Here is an 18872-nt window from a genome sequence, read left to right as displayed (position 1 = left end):
TCACGCACAAAACAGCAAATAGGTCAGGCTAACTGACCTATAAAGTACATGCGAGCCATTCTCAGCTTTCTCGCGCCAACTGGATGCTCACTGATACGGCCGATCTGGTCCTTCTACCTTGCGGCGATCAGGCCGGTCGATAGCGCCGCAATCAGCGCACCGCCCGCGATCACGCGATAGATGACGAACGGCATATAGCTGCGCGTCGAAACCAGGCGCAGGAACACGACGATCACGCCGTAACCGACGACGAACGCGATGATCGTCGCCAGCGCGGTCGATCCGGGACCGAACGGCCCGAACTGTCCCCAGCTCTTCAGAAGCTGATAGAAGCCCGAGGCGAGCACCGCCGGGATGGCGAGCAGGAACGAGTATCGCGCCGCCGCCTCCCGCGTGTAGCCCATCATCAGCCCCGCGGTGATCGTCCCGCCCGACCGCGAGACGCCGGGGATCAGCGCCATCGCCTGAGCAAAGCCGAACAGGATGCCGTCGCGCCAGCTCAGCCGGTCGAGCGTCAGCCGCTTGGCCCCGACGCGATCGGCGAGCCCCAGCAGCAGGCCAAAGCCGATCAGCATCGTCGCGGTGATCCACAGGTTGCGCAGCGACGTCTCGATCGCGTCCTTGAACAAGAGGCCCAGGATCACGATCGGAACCGTCCCGACGATCACCAGCCAGCCCATCCGCGCGTCGTCGCGATCCTCGGGCCGATTGGTGCGCAGCCAGCGCAGCCACGCAGTGGCGATCCGCCAGATATCCTTGCGGAAATAGAGCAGGACCGCCGCCTCGGTCCCGATCTGCGTCACCGCGGTGAATGCAGCGCCCGGGTCTGTCGCGGAAGGAAGGAACGCGCCGACGATCCGCAGATGCGCACTCGACGAGATCGGCAGGAACTCGGTCAGCCCCTGCACCAGCCCGAGGAACGCCGCCTCGAGCCACTCGCGAAGGTCGATCACAGGTCGGCGGCGGGCTTGGCGAGGCCGAAGCGGCCCTGGCGACGATAGAGCACCAGCCAGCCGGGCGCGACCGCGGCGAGCGGCGTCGGCGTGACGCCGAACGCCTCGAAGCCCTCGGCATCGGCCGCGACCACATTGTCGCTCTGAAGCATCAGCCACTGGTCGCGCGTGATCGGCGCGCCGGGCAGGAAGCCCAGGCTCGACAGCGCCTCGCCCGCGAAATCGGGCAGCGGCGCGAAGGTCTTGTTGCGACCCGTCGCCTCGGCGATCCAGCGGTGCAGGTCGAGCATCGTCAGCACGTCCGGCCCGCCGAGTTCATACACGTGCCCGCCATGCGCATTCGGATCGGCGATTGATGCCGTCACCGCGCGCGCCACGTCGACGACGTGGACGGGCTGGAACTTGGCATCGGGCTTGAGCACCGGGACGACTGGCAGCGGCCCGGCGATCAGGCCGGCGAAGCGATTGACGAACTGATCCTCGCGCCCGAACACGACCGAGGGGCGCAGGATGGTGGCGTTTGCGAACGCCGCGCGCACCGCCGCCTCGCCTTCGGCCTTGCTCTTGCCATAGCGCGACGCGCTCGCCGGATCGGCGCCGATCGCGGAGATGTGGACCAGCGCCCCTGCCCCCGCCGCGGCAGCCGCCTCCGCGACGAGCTTCGCGCCCTGGACCTGGATCCGCTGATAATCGGTGAAGGTGCCGACCAGGTTGACCACCGCATCGGCGCCGTCGACCGCGCGCGCGATCGTCTCCGGCCGGGTCACGTCGGCGCCGACGAACTGCACCTGGCCTAGGCCGCCCAGCGGCTTGAGGAAAAAGGCGCGGCGCGGGTCGCGCTGGGCGATGCGCACGCGCGCGCCCGTCGCCATCAGCTCCTGCGCCACATAGCGGCCGACGAACCCGCCGCCGCCAAAAAGGGTGATGAGCTTGTTCCGCATGTCTCGCATAAACGCCCTGCCTGAACCCGGTGTCCGAACCCGGTCGATCGGCGCCCGCCATGCCGCCTCCGGGTCCAAACGGCAAGCCAAAGCCAAGGCTCCCGAATTTTCGCCAACCCCGTGTTGACAAGCCCGCCGCCCCTCCACTAGAGGCGCCGGCCTACCCCGTGCCCAGATGGCGGAATTGGTAGACGCACCAGCTTCAGGTGCTGGCGCTGGCAACGGCGTGGAGGTTCGAGTCCTCTTCTGGGCACCAGCTACTCTCAAAGCATTGAAAATGCACGGGGATCGTCGAAAAGACGGTCCCCGGAGAGCGTTTGCTACGGCAAACTGCTACGTAAAAACGGCTCATCGTCAGGCCAAAAGTCCCGGAAAACCGTCCTTGTCGAGGGCGGCGTTTGCTACGGTAAGCTGCTACGGGATTTGCCCCGTGGCGTGCTTCGACGGGGGCACAAGCTCTACTATCGCCACACCATCCCGGTTGACGCTCAAGGCATACTGAACCGGGTCGAGGTCTGGCGCTCGCTCCGCACGGACAGCCTCGCCGTCGCCGTGCGTCGGTTGCCGAGCGTGCCCGCAGGTGCTGGATCGACGCTTGATGGTGCGGCCCCGTGCCGCGCCAGCAAGGGGCGGGCGAGCGACAAGGGCCGGGGACGCGCGAGGCGCGGCACCGTTCGGCATGAGCGATCATGCTTTCAGTCAGGCGTCGGCCTTGCCGGTCCCGCTCTGGCGGTCCCGTCCGCGCCCACCGCGAACAGCTTCACTGGCTCGACACCACGGGGTGCCGACCCGGATCACTGTTCCTCATGGAGCACGACAAGTTCACCTCGACGGGTGATGGTGCCTGCTCGACCGCTGGCAACCTGATGATGGGGCAACAGCCCCGATGGAACGGCGAACGGACATGGTGGGCGTTCCAGAAACCTGCCCGTCTTCACCCGTTAGAACGGCCCGGGTTTCCGTCGATCCGGCACCGCGCTTTCGCCTGTTCCAGAACCGGTTGAAAATGGAGCGGCGGAAGCTGGCACCACCATCCGGCATGCATATCTTGGAAGCACGAAGGAGGTATCGCCGATGGGACTGTTCGACAGCAACGGCAACGACCGCACGAAGGGTGGCCCGAAGGTCAAGACCGGACCCAACGCAGGGCTGACGCGCGCGAAGAACGATGATGGCCGCTGGCGCGAGAAGCGCAGCGATGCGGGCAAGCCGCGCAAGTGACGCGCCGCTACATCATCTGATAGGAAGGTCGCGGATAGGCTGGTGAGGCTGCTGCCCTTGTGGAGGGGGCCGCGCATCGAGACCACCAGCCTATCCGCTTCCTCAACCGTTGGACGGGTGAAGCCCGACCGCTTTGCGCCTCGTTGAATCACGGCTCAATGGAAAGTTGGGCAACCGCCGACAACCACTCCTTTTTCACTTCGCCCGTTCAATGAGCCCCATTAACTGGTTGCCGGTCCCGACGATGCGGAAGGTATCATCGACCGTCTTGCCGGTGGTGGGGTCGTAGGTGCCGAGGATGCGTCCCGCGAAGTTGAAGGCCCGCTGCCGCCCCTGCGTCATGTCCTCGATGTGCCCGATGATGAAACCACGCTGATCCCGGATCGTCGTTCGCGCCATACTCGCCCCCATGGTGATGACGGTCGAGGCTCTCACACGAATGAGAAATAATCGAACTAAATGAACTGCTTGACCCGTTCCAGAACTGGAGCGAGTCGTTCTGGAATGACCAAGCGCATCGCACTCTACACCCGCGTCTCACAGGACAGCCAGACCACCGAGAACCAGCGTCGAGAACTCATGGCCGTCGCCGAACGACTTGGCTGGGAAGTCGTCGCCGAGTTCACCGACCACGGTATCAGCGGGTCGAAGGGACGTGACAAGCGCCCCGGCTACGATGCGCTGATGAAGGCTGTCGCGCGGCGCGAGATCGACATGGTGGCAAGCTGGGCCGTGGACCGGCTCGGACGCTCCCTCCAGAACCTCGTCACCTTCCTCACCGAGATCAACGCCAAGGGGGTGGACCTCTATCTCCACCAGCAGGCGCTCGACACCAGCACGCCCAGCGGACGCGCCATGTTCGGTATGCTGTCGGTGTTCGCGGACTTCGAGCGTGAGATGATCATCTCACGGATCAAGGCCGGGTTGGCTCGATCCACGAAACGGTCTGGCCGACCGCCCCTCGACGCCGAGAAGGTTGAGCGCATCAAGCGCTCCCTCACCAAGGGCGTCAGCATCAACGCCACGGCCAAGAAGCTCAAGGTCGGTGTCGGGACCGTCCACCGGCTGAAGCAGCAGATGGCGGTCGCCGCCTGATCAACGAGCGCGAAGCCACGCTATCGCCTCATCGAAGGTCATCGTTATTCCCGGCTGCGCCGCTGCCTGTTCGATGCGAGCGAGGAAGTCCGGGTTGAGTTCTTCACCCCGGCAGATCGGGCACGGCTCGGCCTCGTCGTCCGAGCATCCCTCGTTGTGCCGATCTATCGCCGAGCCCCCGTCCATGACCAAGGCCGACCATATCACAGAGTGCGCCACAGCACTCGATGTCGATGAAGACCGCAGCGGTTCGAGTGCTCTTCTGGGACTCGAACCGCCTGCCGTTGAAAAGGCAGGAGAAAACTCGAACTCGCAGCCCGACCCTGCTTTCTCGACCTGCTACGCTCCTCTTCTGGGCACCATTTTCTGACAGCGTTGGAGCGCGGCATCTTGCCGCGCTGGCAGAGCCGAAAGTTGACACCTGGCTCTGAGGTATGGGTCGCCGGCGGCGGTGCCGGCATCCCTGCAGGCAATCGCCTTCACCAGAGCGTGACTCAGTCCAGGCTAAAGCCAGGCGCCCAGGCGCCAGGGCACGAATTCGAAATCGCCCAGGCCGTTACGTTCCGACTTGGTCCGACGGCCGGATGCCGTCTGGAGCAGCAGGTCGAAGATCGATGCGCCGACGTCCTCGATCGCCGTGCCGGTCAGGATCGGTGAACAATCGATGTCAATATCGTTGGTCATTCGCGCCGCCAGCGCGGCGTTCGACGCGAGCTTCAGGCAGGGCGTCGGCTGCGATCCGAAGATCGATCCGCGTCCGGTGGTGAAGGCCAGCAGGTTGGCACCGGACGCGATCTGGCCCGTCGCGGAGCAGGGATCGTAGCCGGGCGAGTCCATGAACACGAGGCCCGCCCGCGTCGGCCGCTGGGCGTAATGCACCACCTCGTTCAGCGGCGCGCTGCCGGCCTTGGCGATGGCGCCGAGCGATTTTTCGTAGATGGTGGTGAGCCCGCCGGCCTTGTTGCCGGGGGACGGGTTGTTGTCGAGGCTGGCGCCGTTGCTCGCCGCATACGCCTCCCACCAGGCGACGCGTTCGGCCAGCGCGTCCGCGATACCGTCGTGCGCCGATCGTGCGTAGAGCAGGTGCTCGGCTCCGAATATCTCCGGTGTTTCGGACAGGAGCGCCGTCCCGCCGGCCGCGATCAGCCGGTCGCTGGCATTGCCGAGTGCGGGGTTGGCGGTGATCCCCGACCAACCGTCCGACCCGCCGCATTGCAGGCCGAGGATCAGGTCGCTCGCCGGACAGCGTTCGCGTCGGTCGTGGCGTGCGGCCTCGATCAGGTTGCGAACGATCCTGGTGCCCGCCTCGATCGCCTCGGCAGTGCCGCCGGCCGTCTGGATATTGAGCGTCTGCACCCGCTCGCTCGTTGCAAGATAATCGTCGGCCACCAGCCGCTCGATTTGCGCCACCTCACAGCCCAAGCCGATCAGCAGCACGCCGCCGAAATTGGGGTGCCGTGCAAAGCCCGAGAGCGTGCGGGCGAGCGTGTCGAACGCCTCGCCCGACGATGCCATGCCGCAGCCGCCGCTGTGGGTCAGCGGCACGATGGCGTCGATCCCCTCGGGCAGCCCATCCTCGAACGCGCGGGCGATGCGGCGGACGACGGTGGCCGAGCAGTTGACGCTGGCGACGATCCCGATCGCGTTGCGCGTGCCGACCCGGCCGTCGCCGCGGCGATAACCCTCGAAGAAGGCCCCTGCCCCGGGCGTCAGATCGCGATGCGCGCGGCCGACCGCGCGATGCGGGATGCCGCCGGTGGGAAGCTGAAGATTATGGTCGTGGACGTGCTCGCCCGGCCGGATCGCCTGTGTCGCGATGCCGATCGGCTCACCATATTTGTGGACGACCGAGCCTGCGTCGACCGGCCGGACCGCGATCTTGTGCCCGGCCGCGATCGGGCCCAGCGCCACGACGTCGAGCACCGGATCGCCCGCACCGGCAGCGGCGACGAGTACGGCGACGTCATCATCGGGTGACAGCCGGATCGCCGGGATCATGCGGCCTCTCCTGCCAGCGCGCGCAGTTCGGGCATGAGCGGCACCGGCCCTTGGGCATTCTCAACCCACTGGATGAAGCCGCCGACGCGCCTCGCCACCTTGGCGGCGTGGTTCTGGTGGATGTCGGCGATGCGGTGGTCGAGAAACGGGTTGGCGAAGCGCTCGACCGTCTGCTCGACATAGGTCGTGGCGGCATCGGCAAGGCCGTGCGCGCCGAAGCCGGGGACGACTTCCTCGGCGAACAGGCGGTCGAACGCCGCCCGCGTCGTCGGCTCGGCGATTGCAGCCCGCACGGTTGCCGCCGCGTCCTGATCGCCACGCGCCCAGCGATCGGCGAGCCAGCTGTGGCCGAGATTGAGGATGTGCAACTTCAGCCTTTCATAGGGTTCGAGATCGTCGACCAGCCGGACAGCCGGGTGCGTGAACGGCAGAACCAGACCCGCCGTCCGCTCCACTGCCCACAACGCGTAAGGCTCGGCGATCGCGCCGGCGGGGTTTAGGGGTTCGCTGACGATACGGTCGACAAGCGTGTTCGCCCAGGTGCAGGTTTCGACCAGCCAGGCGACGTAAGCGGGGTCGCGATGCTGGCGTTTTGCCAGGTCGACGACCGCGGCGCGGAGGGTGTCGCCGTTTCGCTGGACGAGTTCGCAGGGCAGCAGGATCAGGCCCGGTCGACCCGCCTGCCAACGCGCGTGCAACAATGCGACGAGCATCGGCACGAACGAGCGCGGTGCGACATCGTCGTTCGCGATGTCGGCATCCTCAGCGTCGACGCGGTAGCCGAGATCGCCGGTGTTCGAGACGAGGTAGCTCGCCTCATCACGGAGCAGTTCGACCAGCGTGTCCCAGTCGCTCGCCGCCTGAAGCCCGCCGAACACGCTTTGGACGATCGTCGTGCGATCGACGGGTTGCCCGTTGGCCAGCCCGCGGACGATCACCGGGAAGCCGGCAGGGTCCGAAAAGGCGGCGAGGCGCCGGGCGCGTTCGGGATCCGCTGTCGTCTGGACGATGGTGATGGGCAGGACCGCCTGTCCCTCCGCGCGGGCCTCCGACGCGAACAGGTCGACATGCGCCTGGAGAAAGCGGCTGGTGCCGAACTGGACGATCATGGCGCGACCTCGCCGATCGCATAGGCGCTCAGCGCATTGCCGCCGAAGATCGCGGCTGCCTGGTCTGGGCAATGGCGTGCGACATAGTCGGCAACGAGATCGTAAACCGCGCCATATCCGGCCGCGAGCAGGCAGACGGGCCAGTCCGATCCCCAGATCAGCCGATCGGGACCGAACAGCGCAAAGACATGGTCGAGATAGCGCTCGACCTGATCGGCGCGCCAGTTGCGGTGATCGGCCTCCGTCACCAGGCCCGAGACCTTGCAGTAGAGGTCGGGACAGGCGGCGGCAGCGGCAAGCCGGTCCGCCCAGGGCTGCCAGCCGCCGGCCGCGATCGACGGCTTTGCGGCGTGGTCGAGGATGAATTGCCCCTCGCCTACCCGATCGAGAAACGCCGGCACATGCGCCAATTGCCGATGATCAACGAGCAGGTCGTAGCTGAGGCCCGCAGCCGCCACCGCGCGAACGCCGCGAATGAAGTCGGCGTCCAGCAGGAACTCGGCATCGGGCTCGTCCTGGACGACATGGCGATAGCCGACGAGGCGGGGGGTGCGTTCCGCATCGATGTGCTCGGCCACGTCGGGCGCCTTGAGGTCGATCCAGCCGACCACCGCGATGATCCCGGGGCAATCGGCCGCTGCGGCGAGCAGCGCCTGGGTTTCGAGCGGCGTCTGACGCGCCTGAACCGCGATAGCGGCGTCAATCTGGCGTTCGGCGAGCGCTGCGGTCAGATCATCGGTGTCGTAATCGTGCGCGATCGCGGCATTCGGGTCAATCCACCCGAACGCCTGTCGATCATAGGTCCATAGGTGATGATGAGCATCGATCCGCATGCCAGAGGCCTAGCGTATGAGAGCTTGGTTGCACATATGCAAACCGCGCATACCGCTGGTGAAGGGCGGTGAGACTGGAGAGATGACGATGATCCCGGTTCCCGCCGATCCCGCGGCACGCCGCGGTGCGCTGCTCCAGCGGCTTCGCGACAGCGGGCCGTTTGGCTTTGGCGCCTCCTCGCTCGGCAACCTCTATGAGCCGATGAGCGAGGAACAGGCGCTCGAGACGGTTGCCGCGGCGTGGGACGGCGGGGTGCGCCTGTTCGACACCGCCCCCTTCTATGGCTTCGGCCTCAGCGAGCATCGGCTGGGGCTCGCATTGTCCTCCCGCCCGCGCGACGCGTACCTGCTTTCGACCAAGGTCGGCCGGCTGCTCGTGCCCGACGAGGGCGGCGGCACGGCCCATGGCTTTCGCGACGCCCGGCCGTTCAGGCCCGTCTTCGACTATGGCTATGACGGGGTGATGCGGTCGTTCGAGGCGAGCCTGGAGCGGCTCGGCGTCGACCGGATCGACTTCCTTCTAATGCACGACATTGGTCGGGCGACGCACCGGAGCGAGCATGAGCGGCACTGGCGCGATGCGGTCGATGGCGGCTTTCGCGCGCTTGCGGCGCTCCGCGATCAGGGCGTGGTCGGGGGCGTCGGCCTGGGCGTCAACGAACTGGCGGTCTGTGAGGCGGCGATCGAACGGTTCGACCCGAATCTGTTCCTGATCGCCGGGCGCTATACGCTGCTCGAACGCGAGGGTGCGGCATTCTTCGAGCGATGCTCCGCGGCGGGCATCGGCATCCTGGCGGCAGGCGTGTTCAACTCGGGCATCCTGGCGACGGGCACGAGCGGCGCCGGCCCGGCGCGCTTCGACTACGACGAGGCCGCGCCAGAGATCAGGGGCCGGGTCGCCGCGATCGAGGCGATCTGCGCGGCGCATGGCGTTCCGCTGGCGGTCGCTGCCCACCGCTTCGTCCGAACCTCGCCTGCTGTCACGCAGACGCTGCTGGGCCTGCGCGATCCACGACAGGTGGAGGCCGCGATCGAGGGCTGCCGGCTGCCGATTCCGCCCGGCTTCTGGGCGGCGATCGACGCGCTCGATTAACGTCGTGCCACCCGCCAGGCGAAGGCGAGCACCACGACGAAGCAGGCCGCCGGGATCAGCATCGCGGCGGCGATTCCGACGCGATCGGATGCCCAGCCGATCAGACCGGTGAACACCGCACCGCCGATGATCGCCATGATGATGAGCGACGAGCCGGTGCCCCGCCCCTGCTCCAGCCGCTCGACGCCGAGCGCAAAGATCGTTGGGAACTGGATCGACATGAAGAAGCTCGTCGCGACCAGCGCGTAGAGGCCGATCGACCCGCCCACCGTCGCCGCCACCGCGGTCAGCAGCGCGGCCGCCGCCGCGAACGCACTCAACACGCGTGCCGGCGCCATCCAGCCCATCAGCGTGGATCCGACGAACCGCCCGATCGCGAACAGCACCAGCGAGGTGAACAGCATATCGGCGCCCGCTCGCTCGGACAGGCCCAGCGCCCCGCCAGCGTAGCGGATCGTGTAGCTCCACAGTCCCACCTGTGCGCCGACATAGCAGAACTGCGCGAAGACGGCGCCGAGCAGCCGCTTGTCGCCGAGCACCTCCCCCAGCGGTGCGGATCGCTCGGCTCCCGCGACCTGCCGCGCGCGCGGGAAGCGCGAGAAGGCAGCGGCGAGCGCGAAGGCGAGCACCAGCGCGGCGATCACCAGATAGGGCGCGGCGACCGCCTGCACCTCCGATTGGTAGAAGGCCGCTTTCTGAGCCGCATCCATGGTCTGGAGCGCCTGCTCGTCATGCTCGATGCCGGACAGGATGAAGTTGCGGCCGATCAGGATGCCGGTGATCGCGCCGAACGGATTGGCCGCCTGTGCCCAGTTCAGCCGGCGCGCCGCGGTCGCCGGGTCGCCGAGCTCGGTCATCAGCGGATTGGCGGAGGTCTCCAGAAACGCGAGGCCCGCTGCGATCACGAACAGCGCGAACAGGAACAGCTGATAGGTGCCGATCAGCGCCGCCGGATAGAAAAGGATCGCGCCGATGCCGTACAGGACCAGGCCGAGGACGATCCCCGCCTTGTACCCGAACCGGCCGAGCACCGCCGCGGCGGGCAGTGCGAACACGAAATAGCCGAGATAGAAGACCTGCTGGACGAAGCTGGTGCCGAAGTCCGAAAGCGCGAACGCCTTCTTGAACTGCGCGATCAGGATGTCGTTGAGGTTGTTCGCCATGCCCCAGAGGAAGAACAGCGAGACGGTGATGACGAGCGCCGGCAGGAGCCGCCGATCGAACGGCGCGCGGTGGCGATCCGCTTCGACCGGATCGTCGTTGAGCATGCCGTGGGTCGCCATCCGCTCTATCCTCTCTCGTCGGAACCTCGCGCCTGTTGGCGTCTAGAAGGTGATGATCGCTTTCAGCACGTGATCCGCCTGTGCGATCAATTCCGGCACCCGCGCGGGGACGTCGACCGCTGACAGCGCCTGGGTGCGGATTGCGTCGCTGGGGATCGTGCCGTCCTTGAGCGCGGCGATCACCCGGTCAAAATCGGTCGACAGCGCGTTGCGGCTGGCGAGCAACGTCGTCTCGCGCTTGTGAAACTCGGGATCGGCGAAGACGAGATCGCCCGGCACCACGCTGACCAGCACATAGGTGCCGCCATGCGCGACATAGGCAAGGCCGCCGCGCATCGCGTGGATGTTGCCGGTCGCATCGAACACGGCGTCGAACATCTCGCCATCGGTGCGCGCAGCGAGTGCCGCCGCGAGGTCGTCGTCGACGGCGACGGTGCCGGCGATGCCGAGGCGGTCGCGCGCGTAGGCCAGGCGCGCCGCGCGGGTGTCGATCAGCGTGACCGCGGCGCCGTCCTGGCGCGCGAACATCGCGGTCGCGACGCCGATCGGCCCGGCGCCGACGACGAGCACCCGGTCGCCGGGGCTGAGCCGCGCGCGCGCGACGGCATGAGCGCCGATCGCCAGGAACTCGACCATCGCCGCCTGGTCCAGCGTCAGCCCGTCGACGGGTACGATCGCGCGCTCGGGCACGGCGATCAGCTCCTGCATGCCGCCATCGACATGGACGCCCAGCACGGTGATCCGCGTGCAGCAGTTCGGCTTGCCCCGCCGACAGGCGATGCACGTTCCGCAGGCAAGATAGGGATTGATGGTGACGACCTGGCCGGGGCGAAGGCTCGACCCATCGGGCGCGTCGACGACTTCCGCGGCGAGTTCGTGGCCCATGATCCGGGGATAGCTCAGGAACGGCTGGTTGCCGGCGTAGATGTGATAGTCGGTGCCGCAAAGACCGACGCGGCGGATGCGGACGAGCACCTCGTCAGCGGCGCGGACCGGCGCCGGACGTTCGATCAACGTCAACGACAAGGGCCGGGTGCATTCGACTGCTAACATGAAAGACGCCTTGGGCATGGATCACCCGGACAGGCGATCTTGGAACGGCGGCAAACCTAAAACCCGGCTCTCATCCGTGCAAGTGATCGTTGAGGTCGCCCAGCGTGGCGGAGATGCGTCGAGCAGCGGCGATGAGCAACACGCGCGCCTCGTCGATGGAGACGAGCTGCGAGCCGTCGATCAGTTCGAGATAAGGGATCGTCAGCGCCGCGAGGAACGTGTCGCCGAAGCCGATGATCGGCGCGCTGATGTCGGTAACGCCGCGGGTGATCGGGCTCTGGCGGACATGAAAGCCGTCGCGGCGGATCGTCTCCATGCGCTCGACCAGCGCCTGGCGGCCGATCGGTGACGCGGCGAGCGCCTCTGCGCGGTCGAGCATGCGGTCGGCCGCCTGTGGGGCCGAAAAGGCGAGGATCACGCCGCCCGAGCAGCTTCGAGTGAGGTCGATCGACGAACCGACGCGCACCGCGAAACCGCGCACGCCGGGATTCTCCTCGCGCGCGATCACCAGTCCCTCGCCCCCGCTCGGCACGACCAGGTGACAGGATTGGCCGGTGGCGAGCGCCAGCCGCTGCATCTCCGGCTGCGTGGCCAGCACCAGCTCGCGCGCCGGCGTGGCGCGATAGGCGATGTCGAGGAACTTGTAGGTGACGGTATAGCGATCGGTGATCGGCGACTTCTGAAGATAGCCCGCCGCCTCCATCACCACGATGATCCGGAACAGCCCGCCGAGGGACTGGCCGAGCGCCGCCGCCATCTCGCTGGCGAGCAGGCCGCCGGGCGCGGTCGCCAGCAGCTCGATAATCATGAACGCCTTATCGAGCGCGGGCGCCGCGTACCGCCGCTTGCGTTCGGATGTCATGCCCGCCCCCTTCTTGTGCCCGGCAATCGGTTACGCTGATTCGCGCGAACCTCAACCTCGCGCCAGAGGAAAGCGATGCTCAGGTCGCGCCGTCAGTTTTCCGGGAATAGGCATGGGCCAGATGCCCACCGCGCCGTACGCAACACGGATGGCTGAACTCGAACCGCAGGAAAATCAGCGATGCACTTCTACCAGAGTGGGTTAGCGCGTCGACGGTTCATGGGGATCACGCTCGCGGGTGGAGCCTTTGCGATCGCACCGACAGGCGCCCGCGCCGGAACGCTGATCGGTTCTGTGCGCAACGTCGTTCTGGTGCACGGCCTCTACGCCGATGGGTCATGTTGGTCGGGGGTGATCCCGCTGCTGCAAAAGGCCGGGCTCAACGTCGTCTCCGTCCAGAACCCGCTGACGACCCTGCCGGAGTCGATCGAGGCAACTCGCCGGGTTCTGATCCGGCAAGCAGGGCCCACGGTGCTCGTCGGCCACTCCTTCGCCGGGACGATCGTGTCGGAGGTCGGCGTTGATCCGAAAGTCGCTGCGCTCGTCTACGTGGCCGCTCGCGCGCCGGACGCAGGCGAGGACTATCCGGCGCTCGCCGCTCGATTTCCGAAATCGCCTGCCGCGTCGGGCATCATCTTCGACGGCGATCAAGGCCAGCTGTCCGAGGAGGCCTTCCTGCGCGATTTCGCCGGCGACCTGCCTCGTGACGAGGCGCGGGCGCTGTTCGCCGTGCAGCAGCCGTTTCACCGGTCGCTCTTGACGGGCCGAACCACGCAAGCCGCCTGGCGCACGAAGCCGAGCTTCTACGCGATTCCGGCGAACGATCGCACGATCGATCCGGATCTCCAGCGCTTCATGGCCAAGCGGATGAAGGCCACAACGATTGAGCTGGCGGCCAGCCATGTGTCGATGATCTCTCAGCCGGCCGCGATCAGCCGGCTGATCCTGGAAGCGTGTAATCGCGCCGACGCCCGGACGTAGTCGCCGGTAGCGGCGATCGCCGGACGCCCAGCTCCACGGACGCACACTCGACGGGTTGCGCTCGCCAGTGGGGCAATTACGTGGGTGCGGCAGACTGGAGGATCGATGAAAATTGTGTTTTTTGCGTACACCTCGGCAATCGCTCTTGCGGGTACCGCCGTTGCGCAGCAGCCGCCGGCGGCGGCAACGAACGGCAACTCGGGCGTGAATTCGGTGACCCCCGACAACGTCCTGCTGGCCGACTGGCAAGGCGCCTATGACGGCCTGCCGCCGTTCGATCAGGTGAAGCCCGAGCTGTTCCCGGCGGCGATCCAGTTCGGCATCGACGAGCAGCGCCGGGAGATCGCGGCGATCCGTGACAACCCCGCCCAGCCAACCTTCGCCAACACCGTCGAGCCGCTGGAGCGCTCCGGTCGCCGGCTGGGCCGCGTGCTGAGCGTCTTCAGCGTCATGACCAGCAACATGGCGACGCCGACCTATCAGGCGCTGTCGCGCGAATGGTCGCCGAAGCTGTCGGCTGCGTCCGACGCGATCACGCTGGACCCGCGCCTGTTCGCCCGCATCAAGGCCGTTTACGACAAGCGGACCAGCAGCGGGCTGGACGCCAAGCAGCAGCGCGTCGTGACGCGGCTGTACGAGGGTTATGTGCGTCGCGGCGCCAATCTGACGCCCGAGCAGAAGCAGCAGCTCGCCACCTATAATTCCCAGCTTGCCGGCAAGTTCGCGGTGTTCAGCGAAAAGGTGCTGGCCGACGAGAGCACGTTCATCACCGCGACCGAAGCGGAGCTTGCCGGCGTCCCCGCAGACGTCAAGGCAGCGGCCGCCGCCGCGGCCAAGAGCCGGAACCTGCCCGCCGGCAGCTACGCAATCGTCAACACGCGCTCGGCGGTCGACCCGATCCTCACCTATGGCGACAATCGTGCGCTTCGCGAGAAGCTGTGGCGGGCATTCGTCAATCGCGGCGACAATGGCGACGCGAACGACACCAACGCGACGATCGCCGAGATCCTGAAGCTGCGGGCGGACCGGGCCAAGCTGCTCGGCTTCGCCAGCCACGCCGAGTGGCGGATGCAGGACACGATGGCCAAAACCCCGGCCAAAGCGCAGGACCTGATGATGCGCGTCTGGCCCGCCGCCGTCGCCCGCGTGAAGGAGGAGGTTCGCGACCAGCAGGCGATTGCCGGATCGTCCCTCACCATCGAGCCCTGGGACTATCGCTACTATCAGGAAAAGGTCCGGCGGCAGCGCTACAATCTGAGCCAGGAAGAGGTGAAGCCTTACTTCGAGCTCGATAATATCATCGCCGCTTCTTACTGGGCCGCGGGCGAGCTCTACGGGCTCGACTTCAAGGAGGTCACGGGGACCGTGCCGACGTGGCACCCGGACATCCGCGTCTATAGCGTCACCGATCGCAAGGACGGGCGCCAGGTCGGCGTCTTCTACCGCGACGATTATGCCCGCACGGGCAAGCGATCGGGTGCCTGGGCGACGACGTATCGCAGCCGCGCCGGGCTGACCAAGGACCGGATCGTGCTCGGCTCGAACAACAACAACTTCGTCAAGCCGGCACCGGGCGAGCCCGTGCTCATCAGCCTGGACGATGCCGAGACGCTGTTCCACGAATTTGGCCACGCCATCCATTACTTCCTGTCGGACGTCTATTATCCGAGCCTGGGCGGAACGCCGCGCGACTTCGTGGAGTATCCGAGCCAGGTCAACGAGAACTGGCTGCTGACGCCGCAGGTGCTTTCGCGTTTCGCCAAGCACTACAAGACCGGCGAACCGATGCCCAAGGCGCTGCTCGACAAGATCGAGGCGTCGTCGAAGTTCAACCAGGGCTTTGCGACGGTCGAATATCTGTCGTCCGCGCTGGTCGACATGGCGCTCCACACCGAGCCGACCGGGGTGATCGATCCCGACAAGTTCGAGCGTGAGACGCTGGCGCGCCTGGGCATGCCGAAGGAGATCGTGATGCGGCACCGCCTGCCGCAGTTCAATCACCTGTTCTCCTCGGACGCGTATTCGGCTGGATACTATTCGTATCTCTGGTCCGAAACGATGGATGCCGACACCTGGGCCGCGTTCGAGCAAACCGGGAACCCGTTCGACAAGGCGACGGCGGATCGCTTCCGCACCACGCTCTTGTCCACCGGGAACGAGACGGATCGGGCGGAGGCGTACCGCGCGTTCCGTGGGCGCGATCCGGACGTGACGGAGCTGCTGCGCAAGCGGGGCTTCCCGGCGAACTGACCAGGACCGGCGGGCGATCGTCGGTCCGCACCCGGGTTGGGATCGCTAAGCAGCGTTCAGCCTGGCCGACGCCGCCTTCAGCCGAGGTGGCGTCGGTAGAAGGCGGCGAGCCGTTCGACCGCCGGGTCGACATATTCGGGCTTGTAGTAGAGGTCGTAATGGCCCGCGCCCTCGACGACGAAGAAGTCCTTCTCGGTGGCGGGCGAGCGCTCGAACAGGCGTTCGCCCGCCTCATATTGCCCGGTGCTGCCGCGCCGGCCGCCGACCACGACCTGTAGCGGCTGGATCAGCAGGTCGGGGACGAGGCCGAAGGCGTCGAAGCTGAGGATGCGTGCCCAGCTCGAGAAGAGCAGCCGGTTGGTCGAGTTGGGGTGGCGATACTCGCTCTCGCGGTAGAACTCGACCGCCTCCAGCACCGCGGGATCGGTGATGCCGGCCGCCTTGGCCTCGCTCATGCCGTCGGGGATCCAGGGGTCGCGCCGATGCGCGGCGCCGCGCGCTTCGGCCGTGCGCTGGCGGCCGATCTCCCTGATCTTGTCGAGGAGCTCCGCATGCGGCTGCGCGCCGCGGAACGCCGCGCCGAGGTCGTTGGCGACAACCGTGCCCACCGCCTTGAAGCGATACTCGGTCAGCGCGGCATGGATCGCATAGCCACCGCCGGCGCACAGGCCGAGCATGCCGAGCCGTTCCTCATCGACGAACGGCTGCGTCATCAGGAAGTCGACGGCGCAGCGGATATCCTCGATCCGGACGGCGGGGTCTTCGAGATCGCGAGGCTCGCCGCCGCTCTCCCCCTGGAACGACGGGTCGAAGGTCAGCGCAACGAAGCCGCGTTCGGCCAGCCTGCTGGCATAGATGCCGCCGATCTGTTCCTTCACGCTGCTTCCCGGCGTCGACAGGAGGAGCGTGGGATAGGGGCGGCCTTCGTCGAAGCCGGCCGGAAGGTGGAGGTTGCCGACGATGTCGACCGAGCGGTTCTTGAAGGTCACTCGCTTCATGGTTCAGCGCCTTTCCAGCGTGTTTTAGGCCGCCCAATGCGCCTCGAGCGCCGCCGCGACCGCGTCGGGACGAAGGACCGGGAACCAGTGCCCGCAGTCGAGGCGGATCAGCTTGCGCGCCCGCGTGTCGGCCTGCAACTGCTCGGCAAAGGCGATCGGGACGGCCTGATCATCGGCGCCGTGGAGGACGAGGCCTGGCGCATTGACCTTGGCAAGATCGGGTTGCCACTCGCGGCCGACCTCGATCGCCGAGCGATAGAGGCGCAGGATGCACTCGCCCATCGTGGCGTCGATCCGCGCCACCATCGCGCCGGCGAGCTCGGCCGACATCCCCTCCGCCTGCCAGCGCGTCAGGATCGCCTCGCGGTCGAGATCCGCGAAGAACGCCTCCCCTGCCCCCGGCGTCTGCCAGACCCTGGCAAGCGCGTGCCACTCGTAGCTGGCGTCGATCGCGCCGCCGCCTGCCGCCCAGGTCCGCACGAGATCGGGTCGTAGCGAGGCGGCACGGAGTGCCAGCGTGCATCCCCAATCGTGTGCGACGAGGTCGACAGGAGTCCCCACCGCCTCGATCCGGTCGATCAGCCACGCGACATAGGCTTCCTTGGTCGCATCGAACCCGGCCGGCACGGGCATGCCAAAGCCGGGCAGGTCGATCGCGATCACGTCCTTGCGCTTCAGCCGATCGATGACCGGCGACCAGAGATGATGCGTCGCGGGCACGCCGTGGACGAAGAATGCTGGCACGTCGGAGTCCCTCCTGGCCTGGGCGATCGCGGGACCGGCGACGGTCGCCGCGATGACCAACGCTTGCACGACCGCACGTCGGCTCATCATCGATCGATCGCTCCTGCCGGCCTGAAGACGCTCCTACGCCATCAATCTTGCGGGTTCAATACGGTTGTATTAAGTGATGACGATGTCCGAAGATCAACGCGAAGCCCTGCTGAATGCGGGCGTCACCATCGTCCACCGCCGCGGGTTTGGCGCCACCGGGGTCCGAGAGATCGCCGCCAGCGCGGGGGTGCCGCAGGGGTCGTTCACCAACCATTTCCGGTCGAAGGACGCGTTCGGCGTGCTGGTGCTCGAGCGTTATGCCGAGGCACTCGACGAGATCATGCACGAAACGCTGGGGAACGAGGCGCTGGCGCCGCGCGACCGCCTGTCCCGCTATTTCGATCGCATCCATGTCCTGGTCGAGGCCGGCCGCTGGGAACAGGGTTGCCTGATCGTCGACCTGACCGCCGAGGCGCCGATGCACAGCGACCTGATCCGCGAGTGCCTGTGCCGGCTACTCGCGGCGCATACCGAACGGTTCGAGGCGGTGTTGCGCCTGATCGCGCCCGACGACGCGACCGCCGCCGACGACGCGGCGTTTATCCTGGCGGCGTGGCACGGTACGCTGTTGCGGATGAAGACCGAGCGATCGGCAGCACAGCTCGATCGCTTCCGGCGCGTGCTGGCGCGGTTGTGGGCCCACCCAGACGGATCGCCGGCGCCGGCCTGACGCGGGCTCGCCACGCCGCTTCGGCCAGGTCGAGCGCGCGCGGATCGTCGACATCGATCCAGTCGAGATCGCTGACGTCGATCACGCCCGCTTCCCCGCGATCGGCGAGTACGCGGACACCCTCGCTCAGGCTGAGCGGGCGGTCCGACCGCAGCGCGGCGACCAGCTTTCCGCCGATCGCGAACACGCCGGTGTCATAGGCGTCGTACGGCACCAGTTCCTTGCCGATCGCGACGATGCGGTCGCCGCACGTCTCGACACGCGTGACGTCGAGCGGATCGATCCACGGATGCCCGATCCTGCGGTCGATCGCGAGCACCAGGCCGCGCCCGGCCCCACAATCCGCGACGCGCCGATAGAGCGCCGGATCGACCAGATGGTCGCACATCGTCAGGACCGCGTCGTCCTCGCCGAGCAGCGGCGCCGCCGCCAGAACCGACGCGCCGTTCGGCAAGCACGAGTCGGACCACGCGATCTCGACCGCCAGCGGCTGTGGCCGTGCGGCGAGATGCTGCGCCACCTCGTCCCCGCGATAGCCGAGCACGACGATCGCACGCTCGAACCCCGCCGTGGCGAGCCCCGCGAGCGCGTGGTCGATCAGCGGACGGCCGGCGACGGGGCAAAGTGGCTTGGAGCGCGCCGCCGGACGAAGGCGGCTCCCCTCCCCTGCGGCCAGGATCACCGCGGTGCGGATCACC

General features: G+C 67.2%; 19 protein-coding genes, 1 tRNA gene and 1 pseudogene. 9 read left to right on the top strand and 12 right to left on the bottom strand.

What is annotated here, in order from left to right; all coding sequences use genetic code 11:
• Positions 1-113: 113 nt before the first annotated feature.
• The gene (locus RS883_RS08710; RefSeq protein ID WP_315759816.1) at positions 114-953 is read right to left on the bottom strand and encodes an undecaprenyl-diphosphate phosphatase; all 840 of its coding nucleotides are present in this window, start codon (positions 951-953) and stop codon (positions 114-116) included.
• The gene (locus RS883_RS08705; protein WP_315759815.1) at positions 950-1894 is read right to left on the bottom strand and encodes a complex I NDUFA9 subunit family protein; all 945 of its coding nucleotides are present in this window, start codon (positions 1892-1894) and stop codon (positions 950-952) included. The genes RS883_RS08710 and RS883_RS08705 overlap by 4 nt, the downstream gene beginning before the upstream one ends.
• Positions 1895-2063: 169 nt before the next feature.
• Between RS883_RS08705 and RS883_RS08700 the strand changes: the two genes are divergently transcribed.
• From RS883_RS08700 to RS883_RS08695, 3 genes are all read left to right on the top strand, one after another.
• A tRNA-Leu gene (locus tag RS883_RS08700) sits at positions 2064-2150 on the top strand.
• 179 nt (positions 2151-2329) lie between these two features.
• Positions 2330-2761 carry a DUF6538 domain-containing protein gene (locus RS883_RS17145; RefSeq protein WP_409977340.1) on the top strand — a complete coding sequence of 144 codons (432 nt, stop codon included), beginning with the start codon at positions 2330-2332 and terminating at the stop codon, positions 2759-2761.
• 207 nt (positions 2762-2968) lie between these two features.
• Positions 2969-3115: a hypothetical protein gene (locus RS883_RS08695; protein WP_183953131.1), complete on the top strand. Its 147-nt coding sequence runs from the start codon at positions 2969-2971 to the stop codon at positions 3113-3115.
• A 195-nt stretch (positions 3116-3310) separates the two neighbouring features.
• Here the strand turns inward: RS883_RS08695 and RS883_RS08690 are convergent, their stop codons facing one another.
• Entirely contained in the window at positions 3311-3514 is a 204-nt protein-coding gene (locus tag RS883_RS08690) for a hypothetical protein (RefSeq protein ID WP_066691670.1), read from the bottom strand.
• A gap of 105 nt (positions 3515-3619) precedes the next feature.
• Here RS883_RS08690 and RS883_RS08685 point away from each other — a divergent pair, with 105 nt between their 5' ends.
• Together RS883_RS08685 and RS883_RS08680 are read left to right on the top strand one after the other, a co-directional pair.
• Positions 3620-4210 (top strand): recombinase family protein, encoded by a 591-nt coding sequence (locus tag RS883_RS08685; protein WP_315759814.1) that lies wholly within the window; start codon positions 3620-3622, stop codon positions 4208-4210.
• A gap of 184 nt (positions 4211-4394) precedes the next feature.
• Entirely contained in the window at positions 4395-4580 is a 186-nt protein-coding gene (locus RS883_RS08680) for a hypothetical protein (RefSeq protein ID WP_315759813.1), read from the top strand.
• A gap of 134 nt (positions 4581-4714) precedes the next feature.
• Here RS883_RS08680 and RS883_RS08675 read toward each other — a convergent pair whose 3' ends face one another.
• The 3 genes from RS883_RS08675 to RS883_RS08665 are packed head-to-tail and all read right to left on the bottom strand — an operon-like array spanning position 4715 to position 8150.
• Positions 4715-6208: an altronate dehydratase family protein gene (locus RS883_RS08675; RefSeq protein ID WP_315759812.1), complete on the bottom strand. Its 1494-nt coding sequence runs from the start codon at positions 6206-6208 to the stop codon at positions 4715-4717.
• Entirely contained in the window at positions 6205-7317 is a 1113-nt protein-coding gene (locus RS883_RS08670) for a mannitol dehydrogenase family protein (RefSeq protein WP_315759811.1), read from the bottom strand. Before RS883_RS08670 ends, RS883_RS08675 begins: the two co-directional genes overlap by 4 nt.
• Positions 7314-8150, bottom strand: coding sequence for an amidohydrolase family protein (locus tag RS883_RS08665; protein WP_315759810.1), 837 nt, complete (start codon positions 8148-8150; stop codon positions 7314-7316). The genes RS883_RS08670 and RS883_RS08665 overlap by 4 nt, the downstream gene beginning before the upstream one ends.
• An 88-nt stretch (positions 8151-8238) precedes the next feature.
• Here RS883_RS08665 and RS883_RS08660 point away from each other — a divergent pair, with 88 nt between their 5' ends.
• Complete coding sequence (locus RS883_RS08660; RefSeq protein ID WP_315759809.1) at positions 8239-9243, top strand: aldo/keto reductase; 1005 nt, start codon at positions 8239-8241, stop codon at positions 9241-9243.
• Here the strand turns inward: RS883_RS08660 and fucP are convergent.
• The 3 genes from fucP to RS883_RS08645 all read right to left on the bottom strand — a co-directional run bounded on the left by fucP (position 9240) and on the right by RS883_RS08645 (position 12441).
• Positions 9240-10526, bottom strand: a complete 1287-nt coding sequence (gene fucP, locus RS883_RS08655) for an L-fucose:H+ symporter permease (protein WP_315759808.1) — start codon at positions 10524-10526, stop codon at positions 9240-9242. The genes RS883_RS08660 and fucP overlap by 4 nt on opposite strands.
• A gap of 42 nt (positions 10527-10568) precedes the next feature.
• On the bottom strand, positions 10569-11546 hold the full coding sequence (locus RS883_RS08650; protein WP_315759807.1) for a zinc-binding alcohol dehydrogenase family protein: 978 nt from the start codon (positions 11544-11546) through the stop codon (positions 10569-10571).
• 103 nt (positions 11547-11649) lie between these two features.
• Positions 11650-12441 (bottom strand): IclR family transcriptional regulator, encoded by a 792-nt coding sequence (locus tag RS883_RS08645; protein WP_315759806.1) that lies wholly within the window; start codon positions 12439-12441, stop codon positions 11650-11652.
• Between the two features lie 219 nt (positions 12442-12660).
• Between RS883_RS08645 and RS883_RS08640 the strand changes: the two genes are divergently transcribed.
• Positions 12661-13422 carry an alpha/beta hydrolase gene (locus RS883_RS08640; protein ID WP_315759805.1) on the top strand — a complete coding sequence of 254 codons (762 nt, stop codon included), beginning with the start codon at positions 12661-12663 and terminating at the stop codon, positions 13420-13422.
• Positions 13423-13527: 105 nt separating this feature from the next.
• Entirely contained in the window at positions 13528-15672 is a 2145-nt protein-coding gene (locus RS883_RS08635; protein WP_315759804.1) for a M3 family metallopeptidase, read from the top strand.
• A gap of 77 nt (positions 15673-15749) precedes the next feature.
• Here RS883_RS08635 and RS883_RS08630 read toward each other — a convergent pair whose 3' ends face one another.
• Together RS883_RS08630 and RS883_RS08625 are read right to left on the bottom strand one after the other, a co-directional pair.
• Positions 15750-16670 carry an alpha/beta hydrolase gene (locus tag RS883_RS08630; protein ID WP_315759803.1) on the bottom strand — a complete coding sequence of 307 codons (921 nt, stop codon included), beginning with the start codon at positions 16668-16670 and terminating at the stop codon, positions 15750-15752.
• Positions 16671-16694: 24 nt separating this feature from the next.
• The gene (locus RS883_RS08625; RefSeq protein ID WP_315759802.1) at positions 16695-17501 is read right to left on the bottom strand and encodes an alpha/beta fold hydrolase; all 807 of its coding nucleotides are present in this window, start codon (positions 17499-17501) and stop codon (positions 16695-16697) included.
• Between the two features lie 79 nt (positions 17502-17580).
• Between RS883_RS08625 and RS883_RS08620 the strand changes: the two are divergent.
• Positions 17581-18060 (top strand): annotated as a pseudogene (locus RS883_RS08620) (TetR/AcrR family transcriptional regulator); the annotation flags it as partial.
• Here RS883_RS08620 and RS883_RS08615 read toward each other — a convergent pair.
• Positions 18044-18871, bottom strand: a complete 828-nt coding sequence (locus tag RS883_RS08615; protein WP_315759801.1) for an NTP transferase domain-containing protein — start codon at positions 18869-18871, stop codon at positions 18044-18046. The pseudogene RS883_RS08620 and the gene RS883_RS08615 overlap by 17 nt on opposite strands.
• Between the last annotated feature and the right edge of the window lies 1 nt (position 18872).

The organism is Sphingomonas sp. Y38-1Y (assembly GCF_032391395.1).
Taxonomy (GTDB): Bacteria; Pseudomonadota; Alphaproteobacteria; order Sphingomonadales; family Sphingomonadaceae; genus Sphingomonas.
The sequence above is the reverse complement of the archived record's forward strand: the minus strand, read 5'-3'. Positions and strand labels throughout refer to the sequence as shown.

Bases quoted from the DNA above. Each gene is read 5' to 3' on its own strand.
- RS883_RS08705 (WP_315759815.1), bottom strand. From the start codon at position 1,894: ATGCGGAACAAGCTCATCACCCTTTTTGGCGGCGGCGGGTTCGTCGGC.
- RS883_RS08695 (WP_183953131.1), top strand. From the start codon at position 2,969: ATGGGACTGTTCGACAGCAACGGCAACGACCGCACGAAGGGTGGCCCG.
- RS883_RS08690 (WP_066691670.1), bottom strand. From the start codon at position 3,514: ATGGCGCGAACGACGATCCGGGATCAGCGTGGTTTCATCATCGGGCAC.
- RS883_RS08685 (WP_315759814.1), top strand. From the start codon at position 3,620: ATGACCAAGCGCATCGCACTCTACACCCGCGTCTCACAGGACAGCCAG.
- RS883_RS08680 (WP_315759813.1), top strand. From the start codon at position 4,395: ATGACCAAGGCCGACCATATCACAGAGTGCGCCACAGCACTCGATGTC.
- RS883_RS08675 (WP_315759812.1), bottom strand. From the start codon at position 6,208: ATGATCCCGGCGATCCGGCTGTCACCCGATGATGACGTCGCCGTACTC.
- RS883_RS08670 (WP_315759811.1), bottom strand. From the start codon at position 7,317: ATGATCGTCCAGTTCGGCACCAGCCGCTTTCTCCAGGCGCATGTCGAC.
- RS883_RS08665 (WP_315759810.1), bottom strand. From the start codon at position 8,150: ATGCGGATCGATGCTCATCATCACCTATGGACCTATGATCGACAGGCG.
- RS883_RS08660 (WP_315759809.1), top strand. From the start codon at position 8,239: ATGATCCCGGTTCCCGCCGATCCCGCGGCACGCCGCGGTGCGCTGCTC.
- fucP (WP_315759808.1), bottom strand. From the start codon at position 10,526: ATGGCGACCCACGGCATGCTCAACGACGATCCGGTCGAAGCGGATCGC.
- RS883_RS08645 (WP_315759806.1), bottom strand. From the start codon at position 12,441: ATGACATCCGAACGCAAGCGGCGGTACGCGGCGCCCGCGCTCGATAAG.
- RS883_RS08640 (WP_315759805.1), top strand. From the start codon at position 12,661: ATGGGGATCACGCTCGCGGGTGGAGCCTTTGCGATCGCACCGACAGGC.
- RS883_RS08635 (WP_315759804.1), top strand. From the start codon at position 13,528: ATGAAAATTGTGTTTTTTGCGTACACCTCGGCAATCGCTCTTGCGGGT.
- RS883_RS08630 (WP_315759803.1), bottom strand. From the start codon at position 16,670: ATGAAGCGAGTGACCTTCAAGAACCGCTCGGTCGACATCGTCGGCAAC.
- RS883_RS08625 (WP_315759802.1), bottom strand. From the start codon at position 17,501: ATGAGCCGACGTGCGGTCGTGCAAGCGTTGGTCATCGCGGCGACCGTC.